Consider the following 18477-nt stretch of genomic DNA (forward strand, 5'->3'; position numbering starts at 1 on the left):
CCTGCCCGGCGGCCGTTTTTCGATCCCAACCTGAACGTGAACGTACAGGTTGATCTATAATCGCGTCATCCCCCCTGATCGAATCCCCCGCCTCCCGATGCCGAACGACGCCTCCACCCCGCTGCTGACCGTGAGCGATGCCGCATCGCGGCTCGGCGTCACGCCGCGCACGCTGAAGTATTACGAAGAGCGCGGGCTCGTCACGCCGTCGCGCAGCGAAGGCCGCTACCGTCTCTATGACGAAGCCGATCTCGAACGCTTCGCACGCATCCTGCGGCTGCGCGCGCTCGGCTTCTCGCTGCACGGCATCACGGAAATGCTGAAGCGCCCGCTGGAAGAAACGGGCGACGGCCGGCGCCGCTATTCGGATGCGTCGCTGCGCGACATCCGCACCGGCCTCGCCGAGCAGATCGGTACGCTCGACCGGCGGATCGCGGCCGTCCAGCGCGAGCTGAAGGAAGCCGTCGCACTGCGCAAGGAACTGCAGCACGACATCGACTACGTCGAGCGGCGTCTCGCCGGCGAAAGCCCCGATGCGCTGATCGCGCAGCGGCAGGCCGAAGCCGGATCGCGGCGCACGCGCAAGGACCGCGAATGAACGCGGTGCCCGGCCGCTCGCCGCTGTGGAGCCGCGCGAACCTGCGCGCGGACCTGTTCCCGTGGGCGCTCGCGCTCGTCACCGGCATCGACTACTTCGACAACGCGGCCTTCTCGTTCTTCGCGAGCTACATCGCGGGCGGCATCAATGCGTCGCCCGACGAACTCGTGTGGTCGTCGAGCGCGTATGCGGTGACGGCCGTGCTCGGCATCCTGCAGCAGCAATGGTGGGTCGACCGGCTCGGGCATCGCCGCTACGTCGCGGGCTGCATGCTGATGTTCTCGTTCGGCGCGGTCGCGGCCGCGCTTGCCGATACGTCGCTGGAACTCGCGTTCGCACGCGGCTTCCAGGGCTACTTCATCGGCCCGATGATGGGCGCGTGCCGGATCCTGATCCAGATCAGCTTCAAGCCGCAGGAACGACCGCCCGCGACGCGCGCGTTCCTGATCATGATCCTGCTGGGCAGCGCGCTCGCGCCGATCGTCGGCGGGCTGCTCGTCGCGCATTCGACGTGGCGCGCGCTGTTCGCGTGCACGGCACCCGCCGGCATCGCGTTCGCGATCCTCGCGCTGCTCACGCTGCCCGATTCGGGCCGGACACCCGACGACGAACGCGGCTCCGGACACTTCTGGCCGTATGTCGTGTTCGCGCTCGCGCAAGGTGCACTGCAGATCGTGCTGCAGCAGGTGCATTACCAGCTCTACAGCGGCTCGCCGATGCTGATCCTGCTGACGCTCCTGGGGATCGGCGCACTCGCGTGGTTCGCATATCACCAGTGGCATCACCCGACGCCGCTCGTGCGGCTGCATGCGTTCCGCGAACGGACGTTCCAGGTCGGGCTGCTGCTCTACATGTTCTATTACTACGAGACGACGGGTTTCAGTTACCTGACGTCGCGGTTGCTAGAAGGCGGGCTCGGCTATCCGGTCGAGAACGCCGGGCGCCTGGTCGGCACGATGTCGCTGATCTCGGCCACCGCGCTGTTCGCGTACCTGCGCTACGCTAAATTCGTCACGCACAAGAAGTGGTTCGTCGTGCCGGGGTTCGCGATCGCCGTCACGGCCGCGCTGTGGATGACACGGATGACGCCGCAGGTCGGCGAAGCCGCGCTGATCGTCCCGCTGCTGCTGCGCGGGCTGCTGCTGCTCTTCATCGTGCTGCCGGTGGCCAACCTGACGTTCCGGATCTTCGCAATCGACGAATACACGCACGGCTACCGGCTGAAAAACATCGTGCGGCAACTGACGATCTCGTTCGCGACGTCGTCGGTGATCATCGTCGAGCAGCACCGGGTGGCCGTGCACCAGACGCGGCTCGTCGAGCGCGCGAACGTGTTCGATCCGCTGTTCCAGCAGACCGTCGACACCCTGACACGCAGCTACGCGGCCGCCGGGCACGCGCTGAACGAAGCGCACGGCCTCGCGATCGCCGCCATCGCCCGCATGGTCGCGCAACAGGCGTCGTTCCTCGCGTCGCTCGACGGTTTTTACTTCCTGGCAGGCGTTGCGCTCGTCGGCGGCCTCTTCGCAGCATGGCAAAAAGAGATCGATTGAGTTAAAAGACAGGCTTTGGATTTCCGTCCGCAGCCTCCATGCTCTCGAAACTGACCCACTGGTTCGACGACCGCCGCCGCAACCGCGCGCTGCGCAGCCACCCGATCCCCGACGCGCTGTGGCAGGAAACGGTCGAACGCCTGCCGTTCCTCGCGACACTGACGCCCGACGCGCTCGGCCGGCTGCGCGAGCTGACGAGCCTGTTCGTCGCGAAGAAATCGTTCTCGACCGCGCACGGGCTCGAACTGACCGATGCGATGATCGTCGCGATCGCCGCGCAGGCCTGCCTGCCCGTGCTGAATCTCGACCTGTCGCTGTACGACGGCTGGGTCGGCGTCGTCGTGTATCCGGGCGAATTCCTGATCCGCAAGACCGTGCAGGACGAGGACGGCGTCGTCCACGAAGTCGAGCAGGATGCGAGCGGCGAGGCATGGGAAGGCGGCCCCGTGATCCTGTCGTGGGAAGACGCGCAGATGACGGACGGCCATGACGCGTACAACGTCGTGATCCACGAGTTCGCGCACAAGATCGACATGGTGAACGGCGCGGCCGACGGCTATCCGCCCCTGTTTCGCCGCTGGCACGCGCCGCACCTCGATGCACAGGCGTGGGCCGACGTGTTCGAACATGCGTACGACCAGTTCTGCGCGCGCGTCGACGCGGTGCCGGACCGCGCGTGGGCGCGCTTCGAGCGGGAATCGCTGATCGATCCCTATGCGGCCGACCACCCGTCGGAATTCTTCGCGGTGTGCAGCGAAGCGCTGTTCGTGCGGCCGAAGGCGTTCGAGTCCGAATTTCCGGAGCTTTATCGTCTGCTCGCCCGCTATTACCGGCAGGATCCGGCCGGCACCGGCGCGCTCGACGCACCGTGAAAATTATTCGTCAACCATCTGATTTTCTGGCATAATCGCCGTTTTTCGACCTTAGGCAAGTGGCTCGCGCCGGGCTTGGCGTCGCCTGGTACGCGCAATGTGCGCGATCCGGCACGGCAAGCGGCGGGTTGGCTACCGCTCTCACCAAGGAAAGACCATGAAAGAAGGCATCCACCCGAATTACCGCGAAGTCGTCTTCCAAGACATGTCGAACGGCTTCAAGTTCATCACGCGCTCGACGATCCAGACGCGCGAAAACATCGAACTCGACGGCAAGACCTACCCGCTCGCCAAGATCGAAGTGTCGTCGGAATCGCACTCGTTCTACACGGGTCAGCAAAAGATCATGGACACGGCAGGCCGTGTCGAGAAGTTCAAGAACAAGTTCGGCGTTCGCGCCAGCGGCAAGGCGAAGTAAGCTTCGCACCGCATCCGGTGGTTGCAACGCACCGGTATCGCACAAAAGGGCAGCCCAGGCTGCCCTTTTTTGTCTCTGCTCGCCGGGAAAGCGCCGGCCGGCGTCCGGGCATCGACCTGACGCGCAACAGCCGGCGCGTCTACAATGCCGGATGCTCGAATCCGGCTCGGCCGCGCGCACCCGCGCCGGCCGCCCGCCCATAACAAAACGCTCATCTGCATGAAGCCTGTCGTCCGTCTCACCGCCTCCGCCACGCGCGCGCTGCCGCGCTGGCTGCTGCTCACGCTTTGCTTCGTCTATGCCGCGTTCGGCCTGTTCGGCCGCGACCCGTGGAAGAACGAGGACGCGGCGGGCTTCGGCGTGATGTGGACGATGGCCAAGGGCGGCTGGCACGACTGGCTGCTGCCGAACCTCGTCGGCAAGTTCATCACGACCGACGGGCCGCTCGGCTACTGGCTCGGCGCGCTGTCGATCCGCGGCCTCGGCCCGTGGGTCGATGCGAGCAACGCGTCGCGCGTCGACACGGGCGTGCTGTTCTGCGTCGCGTGCGCGTTCGTCTGGTACGCGGCCTACCTGCTCGGCCGGCGCGCCGAGGTCCAGCCGTTCAAGTACGCATTCGGCGGCGAGCCGGAGCCGCGCGACTACGGCCGCACGCTCGCCGACGGCGCGCTGCTGGTCCTCGTCGCGTGCTTCGGCCTCGCGGAACGCGGGCACGAGACCACGCCGCAGGTCGCGCAGTTCGCGTGGATCGCGATGCTCGTCTACGGGATCGTGCGCGGCATCGACAAGCCGATGCAGGGCGCGCTGTGGTGGGGCCTCGCGATCGGCCTCGTCGCGCTGTCCGGCAACCCCGTGCTGGTCGTCGCGCTGCTCGCCGGCACCGCCGCGCTGTGGCTCGTCACGCCCGAGATGCGCAACCTGCGCCTGCCGCTGGTCGGCGTGCCGCTCGCGGCCGCGATCTTCGCGCTGTGGCCGCTTGCCGCGTTCGTCGCGGCGCCCGACGACGCAGCGTGGTTCTTCAATCAGTGGATCCACGGCAGCCTGATGCGCTTTTCGGGCCCGCCGACCGCCGTGCTCGCGTACGCGGCGAAGAACCTGCCGCTGTTCACGTGGCCCGCGTGGCCGCTCGCGATCTGGGCGTGGTGGAGCTGGGCCGGCATGCGCCGCCGTGCGCACATCGCGATTCCGCTGTCGGTCGCCGTGCCGCTCGTCGCGCTCGTGATCCTGCAGAGCCAGCAGTCGAACCGCATGTACATGCTGCTGCTGCCGCCGCTCGCGGTGCTCGCGACGTTCGCGCTGCCGACCCTCAAGCGCGGCGCGATCAACGCGTTCGACTGGTTCGCGGTGCTGAGCTTCACGATCCTCGGCACCTTCGTATGGCTCGTGTGGCTCGCGTCGCTCACCGGCTTCCCGCATCCGCTCGCACGCAACCTCGCGCGTCTCGTGCCCGGCTACGAGCCGCATTTCAAGATCCTGTCGTTCATCTGCGCGGTAATCGTCACCGTGTGCTGGTGCGTGCTCGTGCGGTGGCGCGTCTCGCGGCAGCCGAAGGTGCTGTGGCGCAGCGTCGTGCTGTCGGGCGCGGGCACCACGCTGATGTGGGTGCTGCTGATGACGCTGTGGCTGCCGATCGTCAACTACGGCCGGACCTATCGCGACGTCGCGCAGCAGATCGCATTGCACCTGCCGTCCGACTACGAATGCATCTCGCCGGTGCGGCTCGGCGATGCGCAGATCGCGACCTTCGCGTATTTCGGCAACATGCACTTCGATTTCTCCGGCGACTGCGACGTGATCCTGCGCCAGGACCGCTCGGACTTCGGCGAGCCGAGCGCGATGTCGCAATACGTATGGCGTCTCGTGTGGGAAGGTCGCCGCGTCGCCGACCGCGACGAACGCTTCCGCCTGTACGAGCGCATCGAACGGCCGAAGACGCCCGTCAAGCGGCGCCCGCCGCGCCGCCAGGCGGCCGATTGACGATGTTCGCCGACATCCGCCGGATCGTCGGTCTCGCGTGGCCGGTGCTGGTCGGCCAGCTCGCGATCATCGCGTTCGGCGTGATCGACACCGCGATGGTCGGCCGTTATTCGGCCACCGATCTCGCCGCGCTCGGGCTCGGCTCGTCGATCTACGTGTCGATCTATATCGGCCTGACGGGCATCCTGTCCGCGCTGCAGCCGATCACCGGGCAGTTGTACGGCGCGCGGCGCTATGCCGAGATCGGCGAGGAAGTCCGTCAGGCGCTCTGGCTCGCGCTGCTGCTCGCGGTGCCCGGCTTCCTGCTGCTGCATTTTCCCGAGCCGCTGTTGCGCGTCGCGCATGCGCCCGCCGCGCTGCACGACCGCACCGTCGACTACCTGCGCATCCTGTCGTACGGGCTGCCCGCCAGCCTCGTCTTCCGCATCTACAACGCGCTGACCAACGCGGCCGGCAAGCCGCGGCTCGCGATGATCCTGCAGATCGGCGCGCTGCTGCTCAAGTTTCCGCTCAACGTGTGGTTCATCTTCGGCGGGTTCGGCGTGCCGGCCCTCGGCGGCCCCGGCTGCGGGCTCTCCAGCACGCTGATCAACTGGGCGCTCGCGCTGATCGGCTACACGCTGCTCGCGAAGCTCGACGTGTTCGCGCCGCTCGCGATCTTCTCACGCTTCTGCTGGCCCGTCTGGGAGCGCCAGAAGGCGATCCTGAAACTCGGCGTGCCGATGGGCCTGTCGTACCTGATCGAGGTCACGTCGTACACGTGCATGGCGCTGTTCATCGCGCAGTTCGGCACGACGACGCTCGCCGGCCACCAGATCGCCGGCAACATCGGCGCGGTGCTGTACATGACGCCGCTGTCGATCGGCGTCGCGGCCTCGACGCTGGTCGCGCGCGCGCTCGGCGCCGGACGCCCCGACGAGGCACGGCTGCTCGGCCGGCACAGCGTGATGTTCGCGTGCGGCGTGGCCGCAACATACGGCGTGCTCGTATTTACGCTGCGCCCGCTGATCGTCAGCGGCTATACGCCGAACCCGGCCGTCGCCGCGGCCGCGATGCCGCTCGTCGCGATCGTCGCGTGCTACCACGTGTTCGATGCGCTGCAGGTCACGTCGGCGTTCGTGCTGCGTGCGTACAAGGTCGCGATCGTGCCGACCGTGATCTATGCGGTCGCGCTGTGGGGCGTCGGGCTCAGCGGCGGCTACGTGCTCGGCTTCGACGTCGGCGGCATCGCGCCCGCATGGCTGACCGGTGCGCGCGGCTTCTGGTTCGCGAACACGGTCAGCCTGATGCTCGCGGGCGCCGGGCTCGCGTTCTACCTGCGCCACGTGAGCCGCGCGCACGTATCGACCCGGCAGGCCTGACACACTGCGGGCTGCGCATCCGCCAGCACGTCGGCCGCGTGATATGACGATCGCACGAGCGTGCCGGCAACGACTTCCCTGAAACCGAGCGCCAGCGCCGCGTCGCGCCACGCGGCGAATGCGTCCGGGCTCACGTAGCGCCGCACCGGCAGATGGTGCGCGGACGGCGCCAGATACTGGCCGAACATCAGCACGTCGACTTCGTGCGCGCGCAGGTCGCGCAGCGTGTCGCGCACCTCGCGCTCGCCGAGCCCGAGCATCAGCCCCGACTTCGTCATGAGCGTCGGCCGCGCGGCCTTCGCCTGCACCAGCAGTTCGAGCGAACCGCGATAGTCGGCGCTCAGCCGCGCCGCGCGATGCAGCGACGGCACCGTCTCGATGTTGTGGTTGAACACGTCCGGCCAGGCCGACGACAGCGCGTCGAGCGCACGCGTGACGCGGGGCGACCTGCCGGCCGACATCGCCGCCCGGCTCGGCGCCGCCCCGGCCGGCGCGCTGCCCGACGACGATCGCAGCCGCATCGTCGCGGCGCTCACCGCGCACCGCTGGCGGCCCGACTCGGCCGCGCAGGCGCTCGGCATTTCGCGCGCGACGCTGTACCGGCGCATCGCGAAGCTCCGGATCGTCGCGCCGCACCGCGCGTGACGCGCCGGCGCGACCACCATCACGCGGCCTGCGCGGTCGCTTTGTCACGCCGCACGAACACCTCTTGCGCGGCGAACAGCGCGTTGAGCGCGGCCGGGAAACCCGCGTAGACGGCCATCTGCATGAACACCTCGACGATCTCGTCGCGCGTGCAGCCGACATTCAGCGCAGCCTCGATATGCACCTTCAGTTGCGGCTGTGCGTTGCCGAGCGCGGCCAGCGCCGCGATCGTCGCGATCTCGCGTGCTTTCAGGTCGAGCTGCGGCCGGCTGTAGATGTCGCCGAAACTGAACTCGACCACGAGCCGCCCGAAATCCGGCGCGATCGGCGCAAGCGCCGCGATCACGCGTTCGCCCACTTCGCCGTCGATTTCCTTCAGTTTGTTCCAGCCGCGCGTATAGCGGTCTTCAACGAGTTGTTCCATCGTGTCCGTCCTGTTCCGATTGAGAGTGAGAAGGTATCGCCCGTCGTTCCGTTTCGCGCTCCCGCGCCTCGTAGTACGCGATCTTGTCGCCTATCGCATCGAGGCTCGCCTGCAGCTCGGCGAGATGCGCGCGCACCGCGTCGCGATGCGTAACCAGCAACCGGCGCCGCGCACCGAACGTCGGCTCGCCTTGCTCGCGCAGCGCCGCAAACTCCTGCATCTGCGCGATCGGCATGCCGGTCGCCTTCAGGCGCATCACGAAGGCCAGCCAGTCAAGGTCGGCCGGCGCATAGAGCCGGTGCCCGGCCGCCGTGCGCGAAATCGCGCGCAGCAGGCCGGCCTGCTCGTAATACCGCAACGTATGCGTCGACATGCCGGTCAGCTCGGCGACTTGCCCGATCGTCAGCGGACCGGCGGCGGAAGGTTTGGATACGGTTTTCGACATGGCAGAAATAAGGTTAAGAGTTAGAGCCAACTCTAAGTCAAGCGCTTTCGAACGGCCGGCGCGACCGCCATCACGCGGCCTGCGCGGCCGCTTCGTCGCGCCGCACGAACACCTCTTGCGCGGCGAACAGCGCGTTGAGCGCGGCCGGGAAACCCGCGTAGACGGCCATCTGCATGAACACCTCGACGATCTCGTCGCGCGTGCAGCCGACATTCAGCGCGGCCTCGATATGCACCTTCAGTTGCGGCTGCGCGTTGCCGAGCGCGGCCAGCGCCGCGATCGTCGCGATCTCGCGCGCTTTCAGGTCGAGCTGCGGCCGGCTATAGATGTCGCCGAAACCGAACTCGACCAGGAGCCGCCCGAAGTCCGGCGCGATCGGCGCAAGCGCCGCAATCACGCGTTCGCCCACTTCGCCGTCGATTTCCTTCAGTTTGTTCCAGCCGCGCGTGTAGCGGTCTTCAACGAGTTGTTCCATTGTGTCCGTCCTGTTCCGATTGAGAGTAAGAAGGTGTCGCCCGTCGTTCCGTTTCGCGTTCCCGTGCCTCGTAGTACGCGATCTTGTTGCCGAATACGGTTTTCGACATGGCAGAAACAAGGTTAAGAGTTAGAGCAAACTCTAAGTCAAGCGCTTTTGAACGGCCAGCGCGACGACAACCCGCGACACCCCGCGACACCGTAAAGAATGGTCAAAATCGCCGCCCGGCACGGCTTTCGACCTTTACAGCAACGCAAGCCTTCAGCAAGATTCGGTCAGCCTGTCTTAAAAAGGGCACGCATTTGTCCTATGCTTAACGGCGACGTCCGGCCGCGTGCCGCCCCGCTGTCCGTTGCAACAGCCATTCATCCGTCAGAACCAGGGAGCCTTTGCCATGCTGAAAAAGCTGCTGATGCTGTTCGTCGCGCTATCGCTGTCGCTCGCCGCAGGGCTTGCCGCGGCCGTCGAAGTCAACACGGCCGACCAGGCCGCGCTCGAATCCGTGAAGGGTCTCGGGCCCGTGAAGTCGAAGGCGATCATCGACGAACGCACCAAGAACGGCCCGTTCAAGGACGCCGACGATCTGGCGAACCGCGTGAAGGGCCTCGGCACGAAATCGGTCGGGCATCTCGAGGAAAACGGCCTGACGATCGGCGGCTCGGCAACGCCGCCGAAGGGCGTGAAGCTGTCGAAGCCGGCCGCGACCACGCCGGCCACCACGCCGGCCACGACGTCCGCTGGCACCGCGCCGACGTCCACGACCGCGACGGCCGGCACGACGGCCACGGCGCCGGCCCCGGCGGCAAGCGCGCCGGAAGCGGCAACGAAACCGGCGAAGAGCAAGCGCGCGTCGAAGAAGGAAAAGGCGGCAGCGGCCGCAGCGGCATCCGCCGACGCGGGTGCGAGCGCACCGGCCGCAGCGTCGTCCGCGAAGGCGACGAAGGGTTCGAAGAAAAAGAGCAAGAAGGACAAGGCAGCCTCCGCCGCCGCGGCGTCGGGCGCCTGATATGCGCCGCGCGCGCGACGGCGTGCGCGCGGCATTCGTTCAACGGGCGCCGTCGTCACGGCGCCCTTCTCAGTAAAGGTGAAGAACCATGGGTCTCCTCGACATCGTCGGCGGTCTGATCGGCGGCCAGGCCGGCGGCAACTCGCAAAGCGCGCTGATCACGACCGCGCTCGAATTCATCAACAACCAGCCGGGCGGCCTGAACGGCCTGATCGAGAAGTTCAAGGCAGGCGGCGCCGGCGACATCATCGGCTCGTGGGTCGGCACCGGCCAGAACCAGCCGATCTCGCCGGACGCGCTGCAGAACGTGCTCGGCTCGGATGCGATCGGTGCGCTGGCCAGCAAGTTCGGCGTCGACCCGTCGATGGCATCGACCGTCCTCGCGCAGGTGCTGCCGCACGTCGTCAACCACGCGACGCCGGACGGCGCGGTGCCGGCCGATGGCCAGGCCCAGGTCGACCCGTCGAACGTACTCGGCTCGCTGTCGCAGCTCGCCGGCATGTTCGGCGGCAACAAGCAGGGCTGAAGCAGCACCGCTTCACGGCCTTTTCAGCCGCTCCATAAACAAACACCCCGCCGAGGCGGGGTGTTTGTTTTTGCGCGCCCGGCGCGAACCGGGCGGGCGGTCGATGGCCTGCGTTCAGTGAACGACGCGGTCGAACACGAACTTGCCGTCGTTGACGTCGACCGGAATCACGTCCTTCGGACCGAAGCGGCCCGCGAGGATGAGCTTCGCGACCGGGTTCTCGATCTCCTGCTGGATCGCACGCTTCAGCGGACGCGCACCGAACAGCGGATCGTAGCCGACCTTCGCGATCTGCTCGAGCGCCGCTTCCGACACGTCGAGCGCCATGTCGAGCTTCGCGAGCCGGTCGTGCAGGCGCGCCAGCTGGATCTTCGCGATCGACTCGATGTTGGTTCGGTCGAGCGCATGGAACACGACGACGTCGTCGATCCGGTTCAGGAACTCGGGGCGGAAATGCTGCTTCACCTCGAGCCACACCGCGTCCTTGATCTCGTCCTGCGGCGAACCCGTCATGGCCTGGATCACCTGCGAACCGAGGTTCGACGTCATCACGATCACCGTGTTCTTGAAGTCGACCGTGCGCCCCTGCCCGTCCGTCATGCGGCCGTCGTCGAGCACCTGCAGCAGCACGTTGAACACGTCCGGATGCGCCTTCTCGATCTCGTCGAGCAGGATCACGCTGTACGGCTTGCGGCGCACGGCTTCCGTCAGGTAGCCGCCTTCCTCGTAGCCGACATAGCCCGGCGGCGCGCCGATCAGCCGCGCGACGCTGTGCTTCTCCATGAACTCGCTCATGTCGATGCGGATCAGGTGCTCTTCCGAATCGAACAGGAACGACGCCAGCGCCTTGCACAGCTCGGTCTTGCCGACGCCCGTCGGGCCGAGGAACAGGAACGAGCCGTACGGACGGTTCGGATCGGCGAGACCCGCGCGCGAACGGCGGATCGCATCGGCCACCGCGCCGATCGCCTCGTGCTGGCCGACCACGCGCTCGTGCAGCTTTTCCTCGATGTGCAGCAGCTTCTCGCGTTCGCCCTGCATCATCCGCGACACGGGAATCCCCGTCGAACGCGACACGACTTCCGCGATTTCCTCGGCGCCGACCTGCGTGCGCAGCAGGCGCGGACGCGTCGGGTTGTGCTGCTCCTTCTCTTCGGCCTGCGTGACCTGCTTCAGTTGCGCCTCGAGCTGCGGCAGCTTGCCGTACTGCAGCTCGGCGACCTTCTCGAGCTTGCCGTCACGCTGCAGCCGCGCGATGTCCGCCCGCACCTTCTCGATCTCTTCCTTGAGCTGCGCGCTGCCCTGCACCGCCGCCTTCTCGACGGTCCAGATCTCCTCGAGGTCCGCATACTCGCGGCCGAGGCGCTCGATCTCTTCCTCGATCAGCTGCAGGCGCTTCTGCGACGCTTCGTCCTGCTCCTTCTTCACGGCTTCGCGCTCGATCTTCAGCTGGATCAGCCGGCGGTCGAGCTTGTCCATCTCTTCGGGCTTCGAATCGATTTCCATCTTGATCTTCGACGCGGCTTCGTCGATCAGGTCGATCGCCTTGTCGGGCAGGAAGCGGTCGGTGATGTAGCGGTGCGACAGCTCGGCCGCGGCGACGATCGCCGGGTCGGTGATGTCGACGCCGTGGTGCAGCTCGTACTTCTCCTGCAGCCCGCGCAGGATCGCGATCGTCGCCTCGACGCTCGGCTCGTCGACGAGCACCTTCTGGAAGCGGCGCTCGAGCGCGGCGTCCTTTTCGATGTACTTGCGGTATTCGTCGAGCGTGGTCGCGCCGATGCAGTGCAGCTCGCCGCGCGACAGCGCCGGCTTCAGCATGTTGCCCGCATCCATCGCGCCTTCGGCCTTGCCCGCGCCGACCATCGTATGGATTTCGTCGATGAAGACGATCGTCTGGCCTTCGTCCTTCGCAATGTCGTTGAGCACGGCCTTCAGGCGCTCCTCGAACTCGCCGCGGTACTTCGCGCCGGCGAGCAGCGCGGCCATGTCGAGCGACAGCACGCGCTTGCCCTTCAGCGTCTCGGGCACTTCGCCGTTGACGATCCGTTGCGCGAGCCCTTCGACGATCGCCGTCTTGCCGACGCCCGGCTCGCCGATCAGCACCGGGTTGTTCTTCGTGCGGCGCTGCAGGATCTGGATCGAGCGGCGGATTTCGTCGTCGCGGCCGATCACCGGATCGAGCTTGCCCGCACGGGCGCGCTCGGTCAGGTCGACCGTGTATTTCTTCAGCGCCTCGCGCTGGCTTTCCGCGTCCTGGCTGTGCACCTGCGAGCCGCCGCGCACCGCCGCGATCGCGGCCTCGAGCGACTTGCGCGTGAGGCCGTGCTGACGCGCGAGCTTGCCGGCTTCGCCCTTGTCGTCGGAGACGGCGAGCAGGAACATCTCGCTCGCGATGAACGTGTCGTTGAGCTTCTGCGCTTCCTTGTCGGCCTGGTTCAGCAGCCCGACCAGCTCGCGGCCGATCTGGATGTCGCCGCCGGTGCCCGTCACTTGCGGCAGGCGCGAGATGGCTTCGTTCAGCGCGCCTTGCAGCGCCTGGATGTGAACACCCGCGCGCGACATCAGCGAGCGGGCGGAACCGTCCTGCTGCGCGACCAGCGCGGCCAGCACGTGAACGGGTTCGATGTATTGATTGTCGCGGCCTGCCGCGAGGCTTTGCGCGTCCGAGAGCGCTTCCTGGAACTTGGTGGTGAGCTTGTCGATTCTCATTTAGTCGAGACCTCCAATTTTCGATTAACACCAAGATGAGGATCGTTATGCGGCTTTCAAGCGAAATTCGGGTTGATTCAGTTCAAAAAATCGCAGGATGGCAATGCCGCAGCCGGGGGCGGGACGCGGCCGGATCGCGGGACGCGGTGCCTGCGTGTCAGCCGGCAGTCGACGGCGGCTCGACGGGCGCAGGCGATTCGTCCGGTGACGGCGCGGCGCGCACGAGCGCGAGCGGACGGATGCCGAGCAAGGCCATGAGCGGCGACGCGGGTTCGACCAGTTCGCCGAGCGTGTGCCGGTCGAGTTCGGCGAAGAACGCATCGCGTGCGGCCGCCAGCACGCCCTTCAGGCGGCACTGCGGTTCGATCACGCAGCCGCGCGACTCGCTGCCGTCGGTCGAAAAGCAGCCGACCAGCGCGAAGTCGCTCTCGGTTGCGCGCACGACCTGGCCGACCGTCAGTTGCAGCGATTCGGGGAACAGCCGCAGCCCGCCATTGCGGCCGCGGACCGTGTCGACCCATCCCAGCTCGCCGAGCTGCTGCACGACTTTCATCAGATGGTTCTTCGAGATGCCGTAGGCGTCCGAGATCTCCTGGATCGTCGCGAGCCCCTCGCCGCGCACGGCAAGGTACAGCATCACGCGCAGCGAATAGTCGGTGTAGTCGGTGAGTCTCATGGGCGAATACGGAAATGATCGATCGTCCCCCGATGACGTGAGCCGAGTCGATCGGCACGCGCGCCGGGCCGGCTGACGGCCCCGTTCCGCGACGGCGAGTTGCCGGGATCGCGTGCGCGCAATAAGATGCGTGACATCTACACGTTTTTCAGGGGTTGGTGGACGCTATTTTGCGTCAAAATCCTGCCGGCGTCCTGCTCGTTGCCCGCGCCACCGCTCCGCTTTCGCCCAAATCTTCCGGCCCTTTTGCCATGACCGCCCTGCCCGCCTCGCCCGAAACCGCACCGGCCCGCCCTCGCGATGCCGAACCGACCGAAGACAACATTCGCGATCTCGTCTACGCGTTCTACGACCGCGTGCGTGCCGATCCGCTGCTCGGGCCCGTGTTCGACGCGAAACTGGCCGGCCGCTGGGACGACCACCTGCCGAAGATGGTCACGTTCTGGTCGAGCCTCGTGCTCGGCACCAAGGGCTATCGCGGCAATGTGCAGCAGGCGCACCAGCCGCTCGACGGGATCGAGCCGGCCCATTTCAGCCGCTGGCTGTCGCTGTTCCTGAAGACCGTCGAGGCGCGCTACGCGCCGCCCGCGGCGATCCGTTTCATGGAACCCGCGCTGCGGATCGCGCAGAGCCTGCAGTTGAGCCGGTTCGGCTGGGATTATCGGATTCCGCCCGAGCAGCAGGCGCTGCTCGACGCGATCGCGCCGCGCCGCCGCGACGAGGGCGACGATCCGCACGCGTTGCCGTCGCGCGCCCGCGGCGAACCGTTTCCGACGAAGATCATCGGGCGCAGCACCGATCCGGACGCTTAACGCTCACACATCGCGCGCGACGCTTGGCGCACCTGCGGCACATCGTCGCATCGCCGCATCACCCGGACGCCGCGTTCAGCGCGGTGTGTTGCCCGATTCGACGCCCCAGCGCGCGAGCGCCGCATCGTCGGCGCTGCGCGCATCGACCCAGCGCTCGCCGTCCGGCGTCGTTTCCTTCTTCCAGAACGGCGCTTCGGTCTTCAGGTAGTCCATCACGAACTCGCACGACGCGAACGCATCGCCGCGATGCGCGGCGACCGTCGCCACCATCACGATCTGGTCGAGCGGCAAGAGCCTGCCGACCCGATGCACGATCGCGACGTCGATGCCCGGCCAGCGCCGGCCGGCCTCGGCGGCGATCTTCTCGAGCGCCTTCTCGGTCATCCCCGGATAGTGCTCGAGCTCCATCGCGGCGACCGAATCGCCTTCGTTCAGGTCGCGCACGGTGCCGACGAAACATGCGACCGCGCCGATCTTCGGATTGCGCGCGCGCAATGCCGCGACTTCGGCGTTCAGATCGAAGTCGTCGGTCTGGATTCGTATCGTTGCCATCATCTGCCTCTGTCGACCCGAGTTAGCGCTTTAGCGGTTACTCGGGTCCCATGCTTCGCGGTCGACCAGAGTTAGCGCTTCAGCGCTTACTCTGGCCCCATGCATCGCGGTCGACCCAAGTTAGCGCTTCAGCGCTAACTCGGGTCCCATGCAAAGCTCAACCGCCCGTCACCGGCGGAAAGAACGCGACCTCGCAGCCCTCGGTGAGCCGCGTGTCGGGATCGGTCATCTCGTGGTTACACGCCATGCGCAATGCGCGCCCTTCGGCGAGCGTCTCGGCCCACGCACCGCCGCGCACGCGCAGCCACGCGCGCACGTCGCCGACGGTCGTTACGCTGTCCGGCACGTCGGCCTGCTCGTCGGCAACGCCCAGCGCTTCTCGTACGCTTGCAAAAAATTTCAGCTGAATCTTCATGGTTCGGGAAGCCGTCGCGTTACGACAGCAGTTCGGAAAACGGAATGAAACGCACGGTCTCGCCCGCGCTGATCGCGTGCTGCGGCGGATTGTCGATCAGGCCGTCGCCCCAGACCGTCGACGTCAGCACTGCCGAGCTCTGGTTCGGGAACAGATCGAGGCCGCCGGCCGCATTGACGCGCGCGCGCAGGAATTCGTTGCGCCGGTCGCCCTTGCCTTGCGAAAAGTCGGCGCGCAGCGACAGCGCACGCGGCGCGACGTCGCGCACGCCGGACAGGCGCAGCAGGAACGGCCGCACGAACAGCAGGAACGTGACGAAACTCGATACGGGGTTGCCGGGCAGCCCGATGAAGTGCGCATCGGGGCGATCGTCGCCGCGACGCACCGCGCCGTAGGCGAGCGGCTTGCCGGGCTTCATCGCGATCTGCCACAGCGCGAGCCGCCCTTCGGTCTCGACGGCCGGCTTCACGTGATCCTCGTCGCCGACCGATACGCCGCCGCTCGTCAGGATCACGTCGTGATCGCGCGCGGCCTCGCGCAGCGTGTCGCGCGTCGCGGCGAGAGAGTCGGGCACGATCCCGTAGTCGGTCACATGGCAGCCGAGCCGCTCCAGCAGCCCGCGCAGCGTGAAGCGGTTCGAGTTGTAGATCGCGCCGGGCTTCAGCGGCTCGCCCGGCATCGTCAGCTCGTCGCCGGTGAAGAACACCGCGACGCGAATCCGCCGTGCGACCGCCAATTGCGCGCAGCCGACCGACGCGGCCAGGCCGAGCGCCTGCGGCGTGAGCCGCGTGCCGGCCGGCAGGATCACCGCGCCCTGCCGGATGTCCGCGCCCTGCGCGGTGATCCATTCACCGGCTTTCGGCGTATGCAGGATCTCGACCGCGTCGCCGTCGGCCGATGCCTGCTCCTGCATCACGACAGCGTCGGCGCCGGGCGGCACCGTCGCGCCGGTGAAGATCCGCGCGGCCGTGCCGGCCGCGAGCGGCACGGCCGGATGACCGGCCGGAATCCGCTGCGACACCGGCAAACGCCGCTCGCCGTGCAGCAGGTCGGCAACGCGCACCGCATAGCCGTCCATCGCGCTCGTATGCATCGGCGGCACGTCGAGCGGCGAACTCACGTCAGCCGCCAGCACGCGGCCGAGCGCGTCGAGCGTGGCAACGGTTTCGGTACCGGGCAGCGGCTTCGCGGCATCGAGCAGCGCGGCGAGCGCCTCGGCGGTCGACAGCATCGGCGCGCGCGGCGCCGCGGGATTCGGGTTCGACATCGATGGAATCGGGGATCGTTGGAATCAATACGCCATTGTAGCGACGCCGTCGCGCGGGCGCGCGATATGGCCGACATGCGAAAACTGTGATCGTCGCAAACGCGCGGGTCTGGCACCTGTTTCGCGCGCAGTGCGGCGGCACGCGCGTCGGGGGGCGAACGCCTGCCGATCGCAGCACGGCAGCACCGCTGCGCCGCGCCGCCAAACGAAACGGCCGGAATCCCGATCCGTTCGACGAATCGGCATTCCGGCCGTCCTGCGCAGCCGGGCCCGCGGGCCCGGCCGTGCGTCACGCGCCCGTATGCGCGGCGATGAAGTCCTTCACCTGCTGCGCGTCGGCCTTCACGACCTCGAAGCGCTGCGGCAGCGCCTCGAGCCCGTCGAATGCAGCCGGCCGCTCGGCTTCGCGATCGAGCGCTTCACGGATCGTCTCGCCGAACTTGATCGGTTGCGCCGTCTCGAGCACGACCATCGGCACGCCTGCGTCGAGATGCTCGCGCGCAACCTTCACGCCGTCGGCCGTGTGCGTATCGATCATCGTGTCGTAGCGCGAGAACACGTCGCGGATCGTCGCGATACGGTCCGTGTGGCTGCTGCGGCCCGACACGAAACCGAACTCCTCGACGCGCGCGAAATCGCCGCTCGCCGCGAGATCGAAACCGCCCTTCTCCTCGACGTCGCGGAACAGCTGCATCACGCGCGCCGGATCGCGGCCGAGCAGGTCGAACACGAAGCGCTCGAAGTTCGAAGCCTTCGAGATGTCCATGCTCGGGCTGCTCGTGTGATACGTGTTCTCGGCGCTGCGCACACGATACGCACCCGTGCGGAAGAACTCGTCGAGCACGTCGTTCTCGTTGGTCGCGACCACGAGCTTCGCGATCGGCAGCCCCATCATCCGTGCGATATGGCCCGCGCACACGTTGCCGAAGTTGCCCGACGGCACCGTGAACGACACGCGCTCGTCGTTGGACTGCGTCGCCGCGAAGTAGCCCTTGAAGTAGTACACGACCTGCGCGACGACGCGCGCCCAGTTGATCGAGTTGACCGTGCCGATCTTCTGCTGCGCCTTGAACGCGTGATCGTTCGACACGGCCTTCACGATGTCCTGGCAGTCGTCGAACACGCCTTCGACCGCGAGATTGAAGATGTTCGGATCCTGCAGGCTGAACATCTGGGCCGTCTGGAACGCGCTCATCTTCTTGTGCGGCGACAACATGAACACGCGCACGCCGGCCTTGCCGCGCATCGCGTATTCGGCCGCGCTGCCCGTGTCGCCCGACGTCGCGCCGAGAATGTTCAGCGCCTCGCCGTGCTTCGCGAGCGTGTACTCGAACAGGTTGCCGAGCAACTGCATCGCCATGTCCTTGAACGCGAGCGTCGGGCCGTTCGACAGTTCGAGCAGCGAGATCGGCGCGCCGTTCTCGGTGCCGAGCGTCTTCAGCGGCGTGATGTCGGACGCGTTCTCGCCGTGGCGCGTGTTGCTGTACACGTCGGCCGTATACGTGCGGCGCGTGATCGCGCGCAGGTCGTCGGCCGGCACGTCGTCGCAGAACTTCGACAGGATCTCGAACGCGAGATCCGCGTACGACAGCGTGCGCCAGCGCGCGAGCTCGTCGGCGGACACCGTCGGATACTCGGCCGGCAGGTAGAGCCCGCCGTCCTTCGCGAGACCGCCGAGCAGGATGTCGGAGAACGTGTGGCGCTCGCCGATGCCGGCGCCGCGCGTGGAGATGTAATTCATGT

18 protein-coding genes and 3 pseudogenes are annotated in these 18477 nt (G+C 67.2%); 10 read left to right on the top strand and 11 right to left on the bottom strand.

Translation table 11 applies throughout. The features are described from left to right. Window positions 1-97: 97 nt before the first annotated feature. From ABD05_RS15320 to ABD05_RS15345, 6 genes are all read left to right on the top strand, one after another. Complete coding sequence (locus ABD05_RS15320; protein WP_047900852.1) at window positions 98-598, top strand: MerR family transcriptional regulator; 501 nt, start codon at window positions 98-100, stop codon at window positions 596-598. Continuing rightward, the gene (locus ABD05_RS15325; protein ID WP_047900853.1) at window positions 595-2151 is read left to right on the top strand and encodes an MFS transporter; all 1557 of its coding nucleotides are present in this window, start codon (window positions 595-597) and stop codon (window positions 2149-2151) included. The genes ABD05_RS15320 and ABD05_RS15325 overlap by 4 nt, the downstream gene beginning before the upstream one ends. 38 nt (window positions 2152-2189) lie before the next feature. Beyond that, window positions 2190-3023, top strand: coding sequence for a M90 family metallopeptidase (locus ABD05_RS15330; RefSeq protein ID WP_047900854.1), 834 nt, complete (start codon window positions 2190-2192; stop codon window positions 3021-3023). Window positions 3024-3180: 157 nt separating this feature from the next. Further along, window positions 3181-3441, top strand: coding sequence for a type B 50S ribosomal protein L31 (locus ABD05_RS15335; RefSeq protein ID WP_006753671.1), 261 nt, complete (start codon window positions 3181-3183; stop codon window positions 3439-3441). Window positions 3442-3660: 219 nt separating this feature from the next. After that, window positions 3661-5418 carry an ArnT family glycosyltransferase gene (locus ABD05_RS15340; RefSeq protein WP_047901245.1) on the top strand — a complete coding sequence of 586 codons (1758 nt, stop codon included), beginning with the start codon at window positions 3661-3663 and terminating at the stop codon, window positions 5416-5418. Window positions 5419-5420: 2 nt separating this feature from the next. Continuing rightward, window positions 5421-6779: an MATE family efflux transporter gene (locus tag ABD05_RS15345; RefSeq protein WP_047900855.1), complete on the top strand. Its 1359-nt coding sequence runs from the start codon at window positions 5421-5423 to the stop codon at window positions 6777-6779. Between the two features lie 14 nt (window positions 6780-6793). Here ABD05_RS15345 and ABD05_RS15350 read toward each other — a convergent pair. Beyond that, window positions 6794-7219 (bottom strand): annotated as a pseudogene (locus tag ABD05_RS15350) (lipoyl synthase); the annotation flags it as partial. On the opposite strand from ABD05_RS15350, the pseudogene ABD05_RS15355 reads away from it, so the two are divergent. Then, window positions 7203-7424 (top strand): annotated as a pseudogene (locus tag ABD05_RS15355) (helix-turn-helix domain-containing protein); the annotation flags it as partial. The pseudogenes ABD05_RS15350 and ABD05_RS15355 overlap by 17 nt on opposite strands. A 19-nt stretch (window positions 7425-7443) precedes the next feature. On the opposite strand, the gene ABD05_RS15360 reads toward ABD05_RS15355, so the two are convergent. The 4 genes and pseudogenes from ABD05_RS15360 to ABD05_RS39415 all read right to left on the bottom strand — a co-directional run. Continuing rightward, window positions 7444-7848: a carboxymuconolactone decarboxylase family protein gene (locus ABD05_RS15360; RefSeq protein WP_047900857.1), complete on the bottom strand. Its 405-nt coding sequence runs from the start codon at window positions 7846-7848 to the stop codon at window positions 7444-7446. Next, entirely contained in the window at window positions 7832-8293 is a 462-nt protein-coding gene (locus tag ABD05_RS15365; RefSeq protein WP_047900858.1) for a MerR family transcriptional regulator, read from the bottom strand. The genes ABD05_RS15360 and ABD05_RS15365 overlap by 17 nt, the downstream gene beginning before the upstream one ends. Before the next feature lie 70 nt (window positions 8294-8363). Beyond that, complete coding sequence (locus ABD05_RS15370; protein WP_047900859.1) at window positions 8364-8768, bottom strand: carboxymuconolactone decarboxylase family protein; 405 nt, start codon at window positions 8766-8768, stop codon at window positions 8364-8366. Further along, window positions 8752-8859, bottom strand: a pseudogene (locus ABD05_RS39415) (MerR family transcriptional regulator); the annotation flags it as partial. The gene ABD05_RS15370 and the pseudogene ABD05_RS39415, both read right to left, overlap by 17 nt. A 303-nt stretch (window positions 8860-9162) precedes the next feature. On the opposite strand from ABD05_RS39415, the gene ABD05_RS15375 reads away from it, so the two are divergent. Together ABD05_RS15375 and ABD05_RS15380 are read left to right on the top strand one after the other, a co-directional pair. Continuing rightward, complete coding sequence (locus tag ABD05_RS15375; RefSeq protein ID WP_047900860.1) at window positions 9163-9774, top strand: ComEA family DNA-binding protein; 612 nt, start codon at window positions 9163-9165, stop codon at window positions 9772-9774. 88 nt (window positions 9775-9862) lie between these two features. Beyond that, the gene (locus ABD05_RS15380) at window positions 9863-10300 is read left to right on the top strand and encodes a YidB family protein (protein ID WP_047900861.1); all 438 of its coding nucleotides are present in this window, start codon (window positions 9863-9865) and stop codon (window positions 10298-10300) included. 114 nt (window positions 10301-10414) lie between these two features. Here the strand turns inward: ABD05_RS15380 and clpB are convergent, their stop codons facing one another. Then, window positions 10415-13012, bottom strand: coding sequence for an ATP-dependent chaperone ClpB (gene clpB, locus ABD05_RS15385; protein WP_047900862.1), 2598 nt, complete (start codon window positions 13010-13012; stop codon window positions 10415-10417). Between the two features lie 157 nt (window positions 13013-13169). Beyond that, window positions 13170-13688 (bottom strand): Rrf2 family transcriptional regulator, encoded by a 519-nt coding sequence (locus ABD05_RS15390; protein WP_047900863.1) that lies wholly within the window; start codon window positions 13686-13688, stop codon window positions 13170-13172. Between the two features lie 251 nt (window positions 13689-13939). On the opposite strand from ABD05_RS15390, the gene ABD05_RS15395 reads away from it, so the two are divergent. Further along, on the top strand, window positions 13940-14500 hold the full coding sequence (locus ABD05_RS15395; protein ID WP_047900864.1) for a group III truncated hemoglobin: 561 nt from the start codon (window positions 13940-13942) through the stop codon (window positions 14498-14500). A gap of 75 nt (window positions 14501-14575) precedes the next feature. Here ABD05_RS15395 and moaE read toward each other — a convergent pair whose 3' ends face one another. The 4 genes from moaE to thrC form a co-directional block, all read right to left on the bottom strand. Continuing rightward, window positions 14576-15052 carry a molybdopterin synthase catalytic subunit MoaE gene (moaE, locus tag ABD05_RS15400; RefSeq protein ID WP_047900865.1) on the bottom strand — a complete coding sequence of 159 codons (477 nt, stop codon included), beginning with the start codon at window positions 15050-15052 and terminating at the stop codon, window positions 14576-14578. Between the two features lie 157 nt (window positions 15053-15209). Then, on the bottom strand, window positions 15210-15467 hold the full coding sequence (moaD, locus tag ABD05_RS15405; RefSeq protein ID WP_011352296.1) for a molybdopterin converting factor subunit 1: 258 nt from the start codon (window positions 15465-15467) through the stop codon (window positions 15210-15212). A 19-nt stretch (window positions 15468-15486) separates the two neighbouring features. Beyond that, window positions 15487-16734 carry a molybdopterin molybdotransferase MoeA gene (locus tag ABD05_RS15410; RefSeq protein WP_047900866.1) on the bottom strand — a complete coding sequence of 416 codons (1248 nt, stop codon included), beginning with the start codon at window positions 16732-16734 and terminating at the stop codon, window positions 15487-15489. A gap of 289 nt (window positions 16735-17023) precedes the next feature. Further along, a complete protein-coding gene (thrC, locus tag ABD05_RS15415; protein WP_047900867.1) occupies window positions 17024-18475 on the bottom strand; it encodes a threonine synthase in 1452 nt (483 codons plus the stop codon). Window positions 18476-18477: the final 2 nt, after the last annotated feature.

The sequence above is a fragment of the Burkholderia pyrrocinia genome, assembly GCF_001028665.1.
Lineage (GTDB): Bacteria > Pseudomonadota > Gammaproteobacteria > Burkholderiales > Burkholderiaceae > Burkholderia > Burkholderia pyrrocinia.

What these genes read in the sequence shown, in the direction of transcription:
- ABD05_RS15320 (WP_047900852.1), top strand. Translation starts at nt 98, where the DNA reads ATGCCGAACGACGCCTCCACCCCGCTGCTGACCGTGAGCGATGCCGCA.
- ABD05_RS15325 (WP_047900853.1), top strand. Translation starts at nt 595, where the DNA reads ATGAACGCGGTGCCCGGCCGCTCGCCGCTGTGGAGCCGCGCGAACCTG.
- ABD05_RS15330 (WP_047900854.1), top strand. Translation starts at nt 2,190, where the DNA reads ATGCTCTCGAAACTGACCCACTGGTTCGACGACCGCCGCCGCAACCGC.
- ABD05_RS15335 (WP_006753671.1), top strand. Translation starts at nt 3,181, where the DNA reads ATGAAAGAAGGCATCCACCCGAATTACCGCGAAGTCGTCTTCCAAGAC.
- ABD05_RS15340 (WP_047901245.1), top strand. Translation starts at nt 3,661, where the DNA reads ATGAAGCCTGTCGTCCGTCTCACCGCCTCCGCCACGCGCGCGCTGCCG.
- ABD05_RS15345 (WP_047900855.1), top strand. Translation starts at nt 5,421, where the DNA reads ATGTTCGCCGACATCCGCCGGATCGTCGGTCTCGCGTGGCCGGTGCTG.
- ABD05_RS15360 (WP_047900857.1), bottom strand. Translation starts at nt 7,848, where the DNA reads ATGGAACAACTCGTTGAAGACCGCTATACGCGCGGCTGGAACAAACTG.
- ABD05_RS15365 (WP_047900858.1), bottom strand. Translation starts at nt 8,293, where the DNA reads ATGTCGAAAACCGTATCCAAACCTTCCGCCGCCGGTCCGCTGACGATC.
- ABD05_RS15370 (WP_047900859.1), bottom strand. Translation starts at nt 8,768, where the DNA reads ATGGAACAACTCGTTGAAGACCGCTACACGCGCGGCTGGAACAAACTG.
- ABD05_RS15375 (WP_047900860.1), top strand. Translation starts at nt 9,163, where the DNA reads ATGCTGAAAAAGCTGCTGATGCTGTTCGTCGCGCTATCGCTGTCGCTC.
- ABD05_RS15380 (WP_047900861.1), top strand. Translation starts at nt 9,863, where the DNA reads ATGGGTCTCCTCGACATCGTCGGCGGTCTGATCGGCGGCCAGGCCGGC.
- clpB (WP_047900862.1), bottom strand. Translation starts at nt 13,012, where the DNA reads ATGAGAATCGACAAGCTCACCACCAAGTTCCAGGAAGCGCTCTCGGAC.
- ABD05_RS15390 (WP_047900863.1), bottom strand. Translation starts at nt 13,688, where the DNA reads ATGAGACTCACCGACTACACCGACTATTCGCTGCGCGTGATGCTGTAC.
- ABD05_RS15395 (WP_047900864.1), top strand. Translation starts at nt 13,940, where the DNA reads ATGACCGCCCTGCCCGCCTCGCCCGAAACCGCACCGGCCCGCCCTCGC.
- moaE (WP_047900865.1), bottom strand. Translation starts at nt 15,052, where the DNA reads ATGGCAACGATACGAATCCAGACCGACGACTTCGATCTGAACGCCGAA.
- moaD (WP_011352296.1), bottom strand. Translation starts at nt 15,467, where the DNA reads ATGAAGATTCAGCTGAAATTTTTTGCAAGCGTACGAGAAGCGCTGGGC.
- ABD05_RS15410 (WP_047900866.1), bottom strand. Translation starts at nt 16,734, where the DNA reads ATGTCGAACCCGAATCCCGCGGCGCCGCGCGCGCCGATGCTGTCGACC.
- thrC (WP_047900867.1), bottom strand. Translation starts at nt 18,475, where the DNA reads ATGAATTACATCTCCACGCGCGGCGCCGGCATCGGCGAGCGCCACACG.